We start from the raw sequence: 15,229 nt of genomic DNA, 5'->3' as shown, positions 1-15,229 counted from the left end.
CTGGCATGTCGCTCCTTCAATTCGACGACTACGAAATCGATATCGAGCAACGACGTCTGACCGAGAACGGCCAGCCGCTGCGGCTTGGAGGCAGGGCGTTCGACATTCTCTCGGCTCTTGTATGCAGGGCGGGTGAAGTCGTGACAAAGGAAGAGTTGATCACCCTTGTCTGGCCGACGACCATTGTCGACGAGGGATCGCTTCGGGTTAACCTGGTCGCTCTTAGGAAAGCTCTCGGGGACCACGCAAGACACTTGATAGAGACGATACCGGGTCGAGGATATGTCTTTGCGGGGAGCGTCCGGCAAATCTCGCGGGAAGAAACGGCCCCGGAGCCAATCTCGCATTTCGCCGACCCTTTGGTCGGCACCCTGCCCCGTATGCCGAGAAGGCTTATCGGCAGAAACGAGTACATCCGATCCACGCTCGATTTGCTCGATACGGCCCGTCTTCTGACGCTTGCTGGTCCCGGAGGCATCGGAAAAACGGCGATCGCCGTTTTCTGCGCGAACGCCGTCGCCGAGAGAAAGCGCGTCGTTTTCATCGATCTCGCAACCCTCACCGACGGCCAGGTTCTTTTGTCGACGCTGGCTACACAGCTTGGCCTCAGTACCTTTGGGGACGACGTCCTTCCAGGCATAGTCGCCGAGCTTTCGAAGAAGCCCACATTGCTGCTTCTGGACGGATGCGAGCGTATTGTCGACGCCGCTGCCAACTCGGCGGAGGTCATCCTCCGCGAATCTCCGACAACCCAAATCCTCGCGACGACCCGGGAACCGTTGAGGACGTCTATGGAGAAGGTGAGGCAGGTCGCGCCGCTCGAGTTTCCGCCCGACTTGGAAGAGAGCTCGGACCCGGGAGACTCTCCGGCCGTGGAGCTTTTTACCTCGCTGGCGGCTCTCGCCGGCGACAGCATCGATCTATCCGGAAGAGCAAACCTCCGGCTCGTCGCGGACATCGTTCGCAGTCTGGACGGGATACCGTTGGCTATCGAGCTCGCCGCCGCCCACCTCTTCGACATGGATTTGCCATCCCTTCACAGATCGGTCGCCGAGCCTATCGCCTTTCTCAGGCGTGGCCGAAGAACTGCACCGCCCCGCCAGCAGACGATGAAGGCGACATTGGATTGGAGCTACTCTACCCTGTCCGATGAGGAGAAGGAGCTACTGTTAAGGCTCTCGGTCTTTGCCGGTACGTTTTCCACGGATGCGGCATTCGCCGTATCGGAGAGGGCGGACGATCCCGATACCTTCCACGAGGCGTTTGACGGCCTCTTTCTAAAGTCGCTGCTGGTGGTCACCCAGCGCGGAGGGAGCTTCAGGCTGCTGTTGACGACGCGGGACTACGCCCGCGAGAAGCTTGCCGAAACGCATTTTTCCACATCGTGCAGGCTGGCGCATGCTCGATATTGTCTGGAACGTCTTCGCGCAGCCACCGATGAATGGCACCAGGTCGATCCAACGAACTGGCGCGTGCAAAACGGCGAGTTCGTTCACGACTTGCGTTCCGCTCTCCTTTGGACACTCGGCGAGGACGGCGATGAGGAGCTCGGCCTGGCGCTCGCGGCGACATCCGACACGCTCTGGGTCCAGTTTGGTCTCATCGCGGAACAGCTGGCGGTGTCCGAACGCGCGCTGAAGCTGTTCGAAGCCAGAGGTGTCGCGGGTACGGGCCTCGAAATGAAGCTTCGGATGTCATACGGCATCGCGCTCTATCACTCGAAGACCTTCGAACGAAATGGAGACGTCATCGATCAGTACACCAGGGTTCTGGACCTCGCCGTCGGCGCTCAAGACATCGCGATGCTGATGCGGGCTATAATCGGGACAGCGGCTATACATACAGCGAACGGTCACTATCAGAGGGCGATCGACCTCGTTCATCGTTTCGAGGAAGAGTTCGACCAACTGCCTCCGCAGGCCAGAAGCCACCTCCTGAACCACAACTATCACTACATCGGCGACTTCAACAACGCCATGGACCATGCGCGGATCGCACTCATACCTCCAAAGGAAGCCCCGAAACCCCCGCCAAACAGCGGAAGCAATTTCGACCTCCACATCAGCGCCTTTTGCACGATCGTCAAGACGCTCTGGATACAAGGCAGATACTCTGCCGCTGAAACCGCTCTCGACGAGTCCTTGCAGGAAGTGATTGAGAGGGATCACGCCATTTCGACATGCCTTTATCTGGCCGCGTCCGCCTGCCCGACCGCGCTCGGGATCGGGGATGCCGTCCTTGGGATGAAACTGGTGGGCATGCTCCGCGAGGCGTCGACGAGGAACTCGCTTCTGAGATGGCGAGCCTGGGGAGAGGCCTACGAGGCCGTGATCGCCGCGGAAAGGGAAAACGATCCGGCGGCATTCATCCGGACAGTTTCCCGGTTGGGGGGCACGCCTTTCGAAAATTGCCTCGTCATCGGCGGTCGTCTTGCCAGCGCCGAACTCCTGGAGCGGATCGCGCCGGAAGGGACCTGGTGCGGTGCTGAGATCCTAAGGCTTCGCGGCGAGTTGGCAATGCCGATTTCGCCGCAAGACGGACGCGCGCTGTTGCAGGAGGCTCACGATCTGGCCGTTAGGCAGGCCGCAAACACCTTTGCCTTGAGATGCGCTACGAGCCTCTACCGTCATTCCGCCCCGGCCCTTAGGAGTGCCTCGAGAAGCATGCTTCTCAAAGCACTCGAGGCCGTGGAGTACCGGGAGGACGTTACCGATGTGGCGGACGCAACATCGGTTCTCTAGTCTCGGTTCCCGAGGGATCAGCTTCTGCGGTTCGACTCGAACAGGAACCAAACGCGGCCTTCGGCTTCGTCCACCCAGCCTTCGAGAAGGCTCGTCGTCGCGACGTCGTGGTGCTCCGAGCTGAGCTCGTGGACCTGCCGCAAGATGCCGATCAGCTGCTCGTTGTCGCTTTTGAGCTCGGCGAGTATGTCCTCGGCGGTAACGAAGTCGGCGTCGTTATCGAGCAGTCGCTGGACGCGCGCGATATGACCGACAGACCGGAGTGTCGTGCCGCCGACCTTCCTCGCGCGTTCCGCGATCGCGTCAGTCATGCCGATCAACTGATCGGCGTGATCGTCCAGCATGAGGTGGAGGCTTCGGAAATTCGGCCCGGAGAGGTGCCAGTGGAAATTCTTGGTCTTGAGGTAAAGCGCGAACACGTCCGCAAGCAGGGCGGTAAGCGCGGCGGAGATGTCGTTACGAGCGTTCTGGCCGAGGTCGGTCGGGGTGCTGAGGGGAGTTTTTCGAAGCGTCGAGGCGGAAATCTGGTCCATGGCGGTCTCCTTCGGGTGCGGACGGACTTGAAGCGCCGTTGCGCGACACGTCCAGAGTCACCGGAACCTGAAGGGCATCGGACACTATTTCTTGCACAATCGCGCTGTTCCGTTCGAGCCTACCCCTCCCCGGCCGGACCGAAACGACCCTGTCGGCATCTCGGGATGAGGTGCCGCCTGCCCCAGATGTGTGTCGATCACAGCGTTGCCGAACATCTCCCGATCCATATCGGGGTACTCGCCAGATACTGGCTTCCATGAAGCAGGATGTTACGCCTAAAAGCAGGCCTGTTGACTTGGGTGAGACTTAATGCCTAGCGACAATTGAGGGATTAAGAGATATTCGTATTTGTGGGGACGGCCATCTGTACGGCTGACCGTACGAGGGCCTGAGCGGCATGACTGAACGACTGAGGAGACCATTGTTCCTGGCGGTGGCCACCGCTTTGGCCGCGCTTGTGTTCTGGATCGACAGCATAGCGGAATACGAGTCGTCGGTCGCGATCCTTTACCTTGCCGTCCTTGTCCTCGTCTCCGCGGCGGGCAACGGCAAAGAAGTGACGCGCGCTGCCCAGGGCTGCGTGGCGCTGGCCGTTTTGGCCTGGGTTGTCGTCCATCTTGACAGCCCCACGCCTGCAAGCGTGCTGCGGTGCCTGTTTGCCTGCATTGCGATCGGTGTCACGGCGGCCCTGCTCGTCAGCAGGAAGCGGCTCGAGGCGACCCAGCGGGACCTGGAGCGGAGCCGCGCCGAAGTCGATCTTTTCGCGAACTCCGTACCCTACGTCCTGTGGCGGTCGAACCCCCGCGGCGAGATCGAATACCTGAACGCGAGCTGGACGACGGTCACTGGTTTGGACCGGTTGACGGTTCTGGAAGGTCAGCGCTACAACGACGTCGTCCACCCCGATGACATTCCCGTTCTGAACGAGACCGTTTCCGCCGCTGTCGCCAACCGCACCGTCACGAACCTCAAGGTCAGGATACGCCAGGCGGACGGTTCTTACCGCTGGATGCAAATCTACGACAATCCGGCCTACTCGCCCCTGACCGACCAGGTGGAGCGCTTCGGCGGACTTTCTGACGTCCACGACGAGGTGGTCGCTAAACAGCAGCTCCAACTCGTCCGGGACGAATTGGAGATCAGCAGGACAGACCTGGTGAACTTCACGGACTCGGTCCCGCAGATTTTGTGGCGTGCCGATCCCGAGGGGAGAATCGACTTCTACAACCGTCGCTACACCGAAATCACCGGAAGGGATGTCCAGGCGACGATCGAGCGCCAGGATCATGCGGACGACATTCATCCGGATGACCGGGAACGGTTTTCGCAGGTATGGCGAGACGCGATCTTCGGCCGCACGGAAATGCGCGCGACCTACAGACTGCGTCATGCGACCGGAGAGTACCGCTGGATGTCGTTGGTTGGGCGACCCATTCGACTGGGCGAGACCCCGGACGAAATCAGGTATTACGGCGGTGTCTCGGATATCCATGACGAGGTGACGTCGCATCAGAAGGTCAAGGAACTCAACGAGACCCTCGAGCAGCGGGTGGCGGAACGGACTTCCGAGCTGATGTTGACGGAACAGCGGTACGCGGGGCTTTTCGACGTCAGCAACATGACCTTTGCGGAGATGGATTTCAGCGAAGCCGAAAAGATGCTCGACGCGATCAAGGACCGGGGCGTGACCGACTTGCGGGCATACATGGCGGCCAATCCCGACGAACTGGCGCGCACGCTCGGCGCGATCCGGACGACGAGGGTGAACGAAGCGCTGGCGCGGCTTATGGGGTACGAGAGTGTCGCCGACCTCGTCGCCAACCCGCCCACGCAGAACGCGGAGGATGGCGCGGAGGTTCTACTTCGCCAGCTCGAGATGTATTTTCACGGCATCCACCACATCGACGGCCGCACGGTCCTCGTTGGGAAGGCCGGTCGGCGTATACCCGTCTACTTCACGGTGACCAGGCTTTCCGACGGGCTGCATCTGTCCAGCCACCTCGACCTTTCCGAGCAGGAGCGCATCGAGCAGATGCGCCAGGCGGCACAGGCGGAAATGGCGCGCGCGAACCGCATCGCGACTGTCGGGGCGTTCTCCGCCTCGATCGCGCACGAACTGAACCAGCCTATCACCTCCATGGTCTTCGACGCGCGGACGGGGATCCGGATGATCGCACGCGAAGCCCCGGACATCGAAGGTGTTGACCGCATATTGCAGCGGATGGAGAAGAACGCGCAGCGTGTGGCGGGCATCGTCCAGCGGACCCGCGAGAACCTCGTCGGGCGACGGAGGGCGGTTGGAGCGACCGACCTTCATCGGCTTGCTCTGGAAACGCGTGATCTCATCGACCACGATCTGAAACGGGCGGACGTCGAACTCGATGTGGTCTGTGCAAAGACCGTCCCGGCGATCATGGGTGATCCGGTCGAGCTTCAGCAGGTTTTCGTCAACCTCGTGAATAATGCGATCGACGCCATGCGCGACCAGCACGGAGCACGGCGGGTAACGATCGAGTTGATTGCCAAAGACACCTCGGTGGAGGTCCGGGTCAGCGACACGGGGCCAGGAATACCCGAGGAGTTCATTCAGAAACTGTTCGAACCCTTTTTCACGACCAAGGCGACCGGCATCGGGATGGGGCTGGAAATCTGCCGCTCCGCCGTGGCGGCAATGGGCGGGCAACTGACGGTGGCCAATCTGCCCCAAGGCGGTGCCCGCTTCGCGTTCGACCTTCCGTTTGCAGTCGAGCGGCGCGCGTAAGGCTTTGATGCGTCCGGACGCGGCAAAGTGCGATGGCGGCGTTTTCTTACAATACCATCTCCTTAATGCTGACATCCTTCGACCGGGCAGAGAGGTCTGCGGGGCACGCGGCATTCCGTGGCACGCGCACGCGGATAGAACGGCAGAGAGGAACAGGATATGCAGGATGAGCGTCCGGAAGGTATCGAGAGCTACGATGACCCGGCGGGCGGCTGGGGTGCTCTCAAGGCAGTGGCAAAGACCCTGGCCCATCAGCAGGTGATCGCTCAGGGGACCGCGACGCTCCTCAAGGCGAACCAGCCGGACGGCTTCGATTGCCCCGGCTGCGCGTGGCCCGATCCCAAACACACCTCGTCATTCGAATTCTGCGAGAACGGGGCAAAGGCGATCACATGGGAATCCACGGCACGCCGTGTTGGCCCGGACTTCTTCGAGAACAACACGGTCGAAGAGCTTTGGACCTGGACCGATCACAAGCTCGAAGACGCCGGGCGGCTGACGACTCCACTTCGCTACAACCGGAGCCGCGACCGCTACGAGGCAATCGCGTGGGACGACGCGCTCGAAATTATCGCGTCGGAGCTCAACAGGCTGCCCGATCCGAACATGGCCGAGTTCTACACCTCCGGCCGAGCGTCGAACGAAGCGGCTTTCATGTACCAGCTGTTCGTTCGCGCCTTCGGCACCAACAACTTCCCCGATTGCTCGAATATGTGCCATGAGGCGACGAGCGTCGGGTTGCCCAAGTCAATCGGCGTCGGCAAGGGGACGGTCCTGTTGGAGGACTTTGATCATACGGACGCCATCTTCAGCTTCGGCCACAATCCGGGCACCAACCATCCGCGCATGATGACGACGCTGCACGAAGCCTCGCGGAGAGGCGTGCCGATTGTGGTCTTTAATCCGCTCAGGGAGCGGGCGCTGGAAAAATTCGCGGCTCCCCAAAACTCGGTCGAGATGGTGACCTTATCCTCCACGCCGATCGCTTCCGCATATCATCAGCTTCGTATCGGCGGCGACATCGCCACCCTTCGCGGTCTGATGAAGATGGTTTTCGAGAAGGACGATGCCGATATCCGCAAGGGCGGTGATGGCGTACTCGACCGCGCGTTCATCGCCGAGCACACCGTCGGGTTCGACGACCTGCGGCAGGACGTCGAAGCCACCAGCTGGGAAAGCATCCTCGAGGTTTCCGGGCTGGCCATGGAGGCCTTCTCCAGCGCGGCAGACGTCTACATCAACGCGAAGAACGTCATCATCTGCTACGGGATGGGAGTCACGCAGCACGAGAACGGAACCGCGAACGTGCAGCAGCTGGCGAATTTGCTGATGCTTCGCGGAAACATGGGTCGGAAGGGGGCAGGAATTTGCCCTCTCCGCGGTCATTCGAACGTCCAGGGCGATCGCACCGTCGGTATAACGGAAATACCGAACGCGGCATTGCTGGACGGCATGGAAAGGGCCTTCGGCTTCCGGCCGTCCGGCGAAAAGGGCCACAACGCGCTCGAGACGATCGCGGCGATAGCGGAAGGTAGGTCCAAGGCGCTCGTCTGCCTTGGCGGAAACCTCGCCGTAGCGATGTCGGATCCCGACGCCACCTTCGAGGCGATGCGGAAGCTTGGTCTCGCGGTTCACATCGCGACGAAGCTCAACCGCTCGCACCTCCTGCTGGCCAGGACTTCGATTATTCTCCCCTGTCTCGGTCGCACGGATCTCGACACCCAGGCGTCGGGCCCACAGTCGGTTACGGTCGAGGACTCCATGTCGATGGTCCACGCGTCCCGGGGTTTTCTCAATCCGCCAGGCCCCCTGCTCCGTTCCGAACCCGCTATCATCGCGGGGATCGCGAAGGCTACGCTCGGGTCGCGCCACGGCATCGACTGGGACGGGCTGATAAGCAACTACGACCGCATCCGCGACAAGATCGAGATCGTGTTCCCGGATTTCCACGAGTTCAACAAGCGCGTCCGCGTCAAGGGCGGTTTCCGCCTCGATATCCCGGCATCCTACCGCGTGTGGAAAACCGAAAGCGGAAAGGCGACTTTCATGCTGCCGCCCGGGCTGGATGGCGATCATCTGCTCCGCAATCGGGATGCGCTGATGTTGACGACGATCCGTAGTCACGACCAGTACAACACCACCGTCTACGGGCTCGACGACCGCTATCGCGGCGTTTTTGGCAGGCGGGATGTCGTATTCATGAACAAGACGGACCTCGACGACCGCGGACTGCGTGACGGCGATCTCATAGACCTGACCGCGACACTCTCGAGCGAGCCTCGGAAGGCGAGCAAGTTCACCGTGGTCGAGTACAACATCCCCAAGGGATCGGTGGCTGGTTACTACCCGGAACTCAACGTGGTCATCACGCTCGAACACTACGACCGACTATCCGGCACGCCGTCCTACAAGAGCGTTCCTGTGATCGTTTCCGCAGCGGCCTGAGCCGCCCACAGCATCCGCGAGAGCCGGGTTTGCAACAGAGGAGTAGGCCATGCGAGTTCTCGTCGATCTGGAATTCGGCGATCGTCTCGCGCTGGACGCATACGTGCCGGACGCTCCTTCAGGGGCGATCCTCCTTTTGCACGGCGGATGGCTCGCTGGCGACAAGAGCGGAGAGACGGCGCTGGCCGAGCGCCTGTGCAAGTCGGGGTTCGTCGTGTTCTCCGCGAATTTCAACCTTGATCGAAGCGGTCCGCACGGCCGGGCGCTGAACGACGCGGCCGCCGCGCTCCGCTGGCTTCGCGCTTCCGATTTCGAATTCGGCCGGGCTTGCGTCGCGGTCATGGGTGTGGGCACGGGCGGCACCGTCGCGATCGAGGTCGGCTTGCAGGAGGGCGTCCCCGTCGTGGCATGGTCCGCATTGATCGACTTCAAAGGCTTCATGGACAGCACGGCTGCTCTCGGTGACAGTGACCATCTGCGTGACTACTACGGTGTCAGCTGGGATGCGATCGCTGCGGCAGGCGAGCAGGTGCCGTATCTGAGGAGTGTCGTACTGGCTATCGTCGCCAACAACCTCAGCCTCCTCGCTTCGACCAGCCCTCTGACCCGGGTTACTCCGAAGGCGGGGCGGATGCTCCTTTTCAATTCGACGGATGAGGTCATTCCTGTCCGGGGCGTAGCTTTGATGCAAGAAGCGATGACAGAGCGTGGCGTGCCATGCACAGTGAGCCTTCTGGAAGGGCCGGAACATGGTTCGGAATACCTGTTGTCTGCGCTGCCTTCCACGATCCAGTTTTTTCGCGAAGTGCTTTCTCCCAAAGATTCCGAGATCTCCAGAAACGCCCTCGGCAACCCGGATCGCCATTTGACCGGGATTGCACCGGACCTTCCGGTCGACCTTTTTTACGCCTCGACCTGACGTCAACGTCGGACAGCGTTGCCTGTAGTGAGCCGTCGCCTTGGAGGCGGGAGCGATAAAAGACAATCCTGCTTCCGCCGCGCCGTGCATTCTTCTTTGGCCACCTAACCTAGCCGATGAAGAGCGACATGATCGAGCAACTCCTTTGGAACCCAGTATTGCAGTTCTCCGTCCTGGTCTTGGCGACGGTGGCTGTCCGCGTCGCCCTCGGCCGGAATCCCACGATCAGGTTCATCGTCAGCGTCTGCTTCTTCGCGCTTTTGACCGCCACCCTGTTGTCCCACGACATAGCTCCCTATTCTCCCGATTTCGGAGACGACGTGCTATCGCGGAGGATAACCACCGGACTTCTCAAGGCCGTGTGGTGGATCGGCGCAGCTGTGGTCCTGGTCAGTGCTGTCCGGCTGTTCCTCATTCTCGAGAACAAGCCACGGGAAGGCCGACTTGCCCAGGATCTGCTCGTCGGCATCATCTACCTCGGAGCAGGCCTGGCATTGATAGCCAATGTCTTCAGCCTTCCGGTCGGAACGCTGATCGCTACTTCCGGTGTGTTCGCGATCGTTTTGGGTCTGGCACTGCAGAGCACGCTCAATGACGTCTTTTCCGGTATAGCGCTCAACCTCGGTCGCCCCTACGCCGTGGGCGACTGGATCGTACTGGAAGGAGGCTTCCAGGGGCGCGTGGTGGAAACCAATTGGAGGTCGACGCACCTCGTGAACGGCACCGACGACCTTGTCGTCCTGCCGAATAGCACCTTGGCAAAGGCGCGCCTTGTCAACCTGACGCGCCCGGAAGAGATGCATGGCGTCTCGATCACCGTGCGGTTCCTCCCCACCCGCACTCCGGCCGCTATCGAGGAGACGATGCGGACGGTCCTGCTGAGCAGCCTCGCCATCCTCAAGTCGCCGCCGCCTACGGCGCTGGTCGTCGGTATCGACAGTCAGGCCGTCGACATCGAGCTGGCTTTTCGCGTTTCCGGATTCTCTGCCGCCGGCGCTGCGAAAAGCGAGGTCTACGATCTGATCTACCGACATTCGAAAGCCAACGGGCTGAAGCTGGCCGCGCCGCGTGAGGTCGCCGTCCTGTATCCCGAATTTTCCGCGGAGACCCAATCCGCCAAGCATCCGGGAACTCCTTGGCGGCTGCTCGAGTCGATCCCGCTTTTCGCTACGCTGACGGACGACGAGAAGGACGCTCTCGCGTCGGCGATGACGCGCCACACCTACCAGAAAGATACTCTCATCGCGTCGCAAGGAAGCAAGCTCTCGTCCCTTATGATCATGCGGACAGGCGTCGCGGCGATACAGCGCCAGGAAAACGGACATCTGGTCGAGCTTGCGCGGCTATCGCCGGGCGACCTCTTCGGCGAACGAGGGGTCCTGATCGACGCCGCGGAGTCTGGCGATACAAAGGCGCTCACCTTCGTGGTCATTTACGAGATAATCAAAGAGGATCTGGCGGCAGTCATGCGCGACCGTCCGGCCTTGGCGGAAGAACTCGGGATCTTGCTTTCAAGGCGAATGGAGGAAGAAGAGCATCTGTCCAACGCGAGCCTAACGTCGCATGGCACGCATCCCGACACCCTGGCCACGCGCATCCGGCGGCTTTTCGAGATTCCACGGGAAACGGCACTTAGGTAGCGGCCGCCGGAATTTCGGCGACCGCTGGGGCACGTCACCTCACGTTGGCAAAAAGCATATTCAGGCCTTCGGAAATAGTCGGATGGGCGAAAATCCCGTCTCTCAGAACCGTGAAGGGCAGATCGCCCAGCATCGCCATCTGCACGACGCTCATGACTTCACCTGCGTTGACGCCCAGCATTCCGAACCCGAGGATGCGGTCGGTGTCCTTCGCGACGAGCGTCTTCATGAATCCCTTTCTCTGTGAAAGGGTCCGCGCTCTCGGAACGACGTCCATCGGCAGCCTTGCTATGCGGTATTCGAGGTTCCTGGAACGCGCTTCGCTTTCGTTCAGACCCACACGCGCGAATTCGGGGTCGATGAACACGCAGTACGGAATCATCCGCCCGTCCGTGGTTCTATCGCCGCCCTTGAGTTGACCGGATACCACGCGATAGTCGTCGAGGGAGGCATGGGTGAACATCGGCGTTCCCGCGACCTCGCCCATCGCCCAGACGTCTTGCGCCGTGGTTCTTAGAAGGTTGTCCACCTTCACGAACCCTCGCCCATCGAGCTCCACTCCCGCTAGATCGAGGCCAATCCCCCCGGTGCGCGGACGTCGGCCAGCCGCGACCAGCAGGTGCGACCCTTCAAAAATGCGGCCGTCCGCCGTCGTGATGCTTACCGCCTGTCCGGACTTTCCTGCCACCGCCGTTCCCGCGCAGTTCAGAGCGACATTGACGCCCTCGTCCTGCAGAACGCCAAGCAAGGCGGCGCTGACATCTTCGTCTTCTCTCGGAGCAAGGCGTGTGCCGTGCTCGATGATGGTGACGTCCGCGCCGAGCCTACGGAATGCCTGCCCGAGTTCCATGCCGATATAGCCGCCGCCGAGAACGAGCAGGTGCGTGGGCATGTCGCCGAGCTGTAGGGCTTCGACGTGGGTGATCGGGTCGGCAGCCGCCAATCCGGGGACATCGGGTACGGCGGCCGTGGTCCCGAGGTTAATAAACACCTTGTCGCCCATCAGCGTCCTGACGCCGTTTCCGGTCTCCACGGCGATCGTCTTGGGAGAAACGAACCGTCCCCAGCCTATCACCAGCTCGAAGCCGCTGGCATCAAACCCGGTCTGGTTGAAGGCGACCATTTCCGCCACCACGCTGGCGGTACGGTTGCGGACGAGATCGAGACTGGTTCGGATGTTTTCGGCCTGCGTGCCGAATTCGGAGGCTCTGCGGGTGGCGTGCGCCACTTCCGCGCTCCGTATCAGAGCCTTGCTCGGGATGCAGGCGATGTTGATGCAAGACCCGCCGATGAGGCCCGCCTCGATCACGGCGACGCGCTTGCCTGCCTTTGCCTGCTCTATTGCGAGGGTCTTGCCTGCCTTGCCCCCTCCGAACACGAGGATGTCGAAGGTTTCCACTTGAGCCATTGTCGTCTCTCCTTTGGGATTGATCTCCCCTCGGAGAAAAGCAGCTGACGATGGCGGGCGATTGTAAAAATCGAGCCTCTCGCCAAACGTACGCTGTGGCTTCCGGCGACGGGGTTCCTCGTGGCGGTCAGCCCATCGGGAACAGCACGGAGAAGCGGAGGCCCGACCGCGTCACGGCATGCTCCATGTTTCCGCGAAGTTGGCTCTCCACGATCATCCGCATCAGTTTCGAGCCCTGGCTCGCAGGCGCGGTGCAATCGGCTTCCGGTCCGCCGATCTCTCTCCACAAAAGGCCGATCTCCCCATCGCAGCAAGTCCACTGGATCAGGATCTGGCCCGATCCGACGGAAAGCGAGCCATGCTTGAGGGCGTTGGTGGCCAGCTCGTTCGCCAGAAGACCCAACGCCACGGCAATCGTGGAGCTTATCTCTATATCGGGGCCTTCTGCCAATATCCGCGGCATGTCCGGGTCGTGATATGGAGAGAGGACTCCCGCAAGAAGCTCCCGCAGCGGAATACCGGGATTATCCCTGCCTTCGTTGTCTAGGAAGTCGTGCACCTCCGCCAAAGTCCTTAGGCGTTGCGCGAATTCTTTCGAGTGTTCTCTCGGCAGGGAAAGGTTGGCGAGGCCGATCGCCGAAGCATAGACGTTCTTGAGGCGATGCCGCACTTCGTCGCGCTCAAGCCTCAAATGCGCACTCGCTTGAGTCTGCTCACCGAGATCGATGCAGCGTGAGATCGCTGCCGACGCCGCGCGCGCGAGTGTCTGCGCTGCGACGATCTCACCGAGCGTATCGGACAGCGTATCCTCGGAGACCAAATTGGAAACCTCCTCGATCGGCGAATGAAGCAATCTCGATGGAGTCTGGACACCCCCGGCAAATCCCGACAGGGCACAGTCCTTCGAGCGAATCTCATCCCCCATAGCGCTAGCGGCAATCACCGTTGCGCCGGGATCGGGCAGGAACGAGAGTGCTGGCCTGGTGAATGGTGACGGTGCTTGCACGTCCCCGATCATCCCGGCTTTCGATTGGATCAGCGCGATGGCCTCGGCCGACAGGATGCGTCGCGCGGCATTGTGGGCAATTTCCGAAATCTGGTCGCTGTCGTTGGAAGCTGCGATCTGTGTGAGCGCTTCGACGAGGATGGGATAGGGCTGAGGCATGTTCGACACCAAATTTTCGCGGGTCGCCGCATGGGCTGTTGATCTCACCATGGCTATGCCCTCGTGTCCGAGCGGAATAGGACGATTCAGCCGGGTACTCGTCACGAATGGTTGAAACGTCCGTTTCACATCCGAGACGAATGCCATTCATCCTTTGGGGTCGTGCTGACGCATGAGCGAGATCGAGCGCAGCGACTTCATCCCCCTCAAGAACAGACGGTTTCGTTCGTCTCCGCGGCCGGATTCTCCAATATGGCCTGGAGCTTTATGCGTATCCGGAGGCATGCAAACTCCGATGACAGGATACGACATGACCATCGCCACATCCCGAATGCTGAGGACCCTCGGCGCGCTCGAGCATCTCTTTGCCGCCTACGGCGAGGACGGTACGATGAACTTCACGATTGCGGCGCGCATTTCCGGCACGCTGTCGGAATCGGCAGTTGTCGCCGCGCTCGCCAAGGTGCAGGAACGGCACGTCCTCCTCAGGGTTTCCCTGGGGTGGAGCGAGGATGGCACGCATTGCTTCTTGCTTTCGGAGCGCCCGATCCCCTTGTCGTCAAAAGCGGCCCCGATGACCACTTGGGAGCGGATCGCCGAGAGCGAGATGAACAACCCAATCATTTCGGTCGACATTCCACTTGTTCGTGCCACCATGGTTTCCGGATCCGGTTCGACGACATTGTTCCTCACATTCAATCATGCCGTCGCGGACGGTCTGGCGGCCGTCTTCGTGATGCACGAAGTGCTGACCGCACTGAGCGGAGCGGATATTTCCACTGCGGCCGACGACGTCAGGCTCGAGGACAGAATCGGGCTGGAGGTACCGCTCTTCCGCCGGCATTCCACAGTCGGCGGCGAGGCGGTCGGAAACGGGGCCAGATCCGGCTCTTCCTTAACAGGAACGACGGTCGATGCCGTGGAATTCGACAAGGCTCACCTGGCAGGGCTTCGTCAAACCGCGAAATCCCGGGCCACGACGATAAACTCCATAATTACCGCCGCGCTCGGGCGGGCGATTGTCTCCTTGAACGAACGCTGGGCGGAAAAACCGCTGCGGGTCATGTCTCCGATCGATCTCAAAACCGAGTTCGATATTCCCGAGCACGTCGGCCTATCGCTGTCGATCGCGATAACTCCGTTCGAGAAGGGCGAGACGGCGTTCTGGGACGAGGTTCACCGGGTGCACGAACAGATCGCCAAATTCCGCGAAAGGAAGATGGCCCTTTGGATGGTCGGGGATATCGCAAAGCGTTGCGTCGACGACCCGAGCTACGAAGCGACGAGGACGCGCGTGGTCGAGCACGGTCCATTTGACGGCGTGATGACGAATTTCGGCGTATTGCGGATGCCGACCCGCTTTGGCGATCTCGTCGTCGAGAAGATGTGGGCCCCGGCGCTTCGCTCGGTTCCGGGCCAGGACGTAGTGGCTGCAGCCACGTTCGACGGGGCCCTCAGCCTCGTACATACTTCCGTGGGGGGGACCGACGGACTGCTCGCGCGAATGGTTGAAATCCTCGAAGATGCATAACCGCTTGCTGTCGCCGTCCGGCTTCCAATAAGTCCCGGTAGCTCGCGTCCACGGAGATTTGTCGGAGACCGGCGGATTCGGGACT

Annotated in this window: 9 protein-coding genes; 6 read left to right on the top strand and 3 right to left on the bottom strand. The window is 61.1% G+C overall.

Going from position 1 to position 15,229, the window contains the following annotated elements; genetic code table 11:
* Window positions 1-5: 5 nt before the first annotated feature.
* Window positions 6-2,741 (top strand): ATP-binding protein, encoded by a 2,736-nt coding sequence (locus GGQ64_RS24390; RefSeq protein ID WP_183807940.1) that lies wholly within the window; start codon window positions 6-8, stop codon window positions 2,739-2,741.
* A 17-nt stretch (window positions 2,742-2,758) separates the two neighbouring features.
* On the opposite strand, the gene GGQ64_RS24385 is transcribed toward GGQ64_RS24390, so the two are convergent.
* On the bottom strand, window positions 2,759-3,274 hold the full coding sequence (locus tag GGQ64_RS24385; RefSeq protein ID WP_183807939.1) for a Dps family protein: 516 nt from the start codon (window positions 3,272-3,274) through the stop codon (window positions 2,759-2,761).
* Window positions 3,275-3,672: 398 nt separating this feature from the next.
* Between GGQ64_RS24385 and GGQ64_RS24380 the strand changes: the two genes are divergently transcribed.
* From GGQ64_RS24380 to GGQ64_RS24365, 4 genes are all read left to right on the top strand, one after another.
* Window positions 3,673-6,036, top strand: a complete 2,364-nt coding sequence (locus tag GGQ64_RS24380; protein ID WP_183807938.1) for a PAS domain-containing sensor histidine kinase — start codon at window positions 3,673-3,675, stop codon at window positions 6,034-6,036.
* 159 nt (window positions 6,037-6,195) lie between these two features.
* Window positions 6,196-8,481, top strand: coding sequence for an FdhF/YdeP family oxidoreductase (locus GGQ64_RS24375; protein ID WP_183807937.1), 2,286 nt, complete (start codon window positions 6,196-6,198; stop codon window positions 8,479-8,481).
* Window positions 8,482-8,530: 49 nt separating this feature from the next.
* Entirely contained in the window at window positions 8,531-9,400 is an 870-nt protein-coding gene (locus tag GGQ64_RS24370) for an alpha/beta hydrolase (RefSeq protein WP_183807936.1), read from the top strand.
* A gap of 128 nt (window positions 9,401-9,528) precedes the next feature.
* Complete coding sequence (locus GGQ64_RS24365) at window positions 9,529-11,040, top strand: mechanosensitive ion channel family protein (RefSeq protein WP_183807935.1); 1,512 nt, start codon at window positions 9,529-9,531, stop codon at window positions 11,038-11,040.
* Between the two features lie 34 nt (window positions 11,041-11,074).
* Here GGQ64_RS24365 and GGQ64_RS24360 read toward each other — a convergent pair whose 3' ends face one another.
* On the bottom strand, window positions 11,075-12,448 hold the full coding sequence (locus GGQ64_RS24360; RefSeq protein WP_183807934.1) for a dihydrolipoyl dehydrogenase family protein: 1,374 nt from the start codon (window positions 12,446-12,448) through the stop codon (window positions 11,075-11,077).
* Between the two features lie 127 nt (window positions 12,449-12,575).
* Window positions 12,576-13,760, bottom strand: coding sequence for a sensor histidine kinase (locus GGQ64_RS24355; RefSeq protein ID WP_183807933.1), 1,185 nt, complete (start codon window positions 13,758-13,760; stop codon window positions 12,576-12,578).
* Window positions 13,761-13,923: 163 nt separating this feature from the next.
* Between GGQ64_RS24355 and GGQ64_RS24350 the strand changes: the two genes are divergently transcribed.
* On the top strand, window positions 13,924-15,144 hold the full coding sequence (locus GGQ64_RS24350; protein ID WP_183807932.1) for a hypothetical protein: 1,221 nt from the start codon (window positions 13,924-13,926) through the stop codon (window positions 15,142-15,144).
* The last annotated feature ends 85 nt before the right edge of the window (window positions 15,145-15,229 follow it).

Source organism: Mycoplana azooxidifex (assembly GCF_014196765.1).
GTDB lineage: Bacteria > Pseudomonadota > Alphaproteobacteria > Rhizobiales > Rhizobiaceae > Mycoplana > Mycoplana azooxidifex.
Note: the sequence above shows the minus strand (reverse complement) of the source record. Positions and strands in the feature narration are given on the sequence as shown.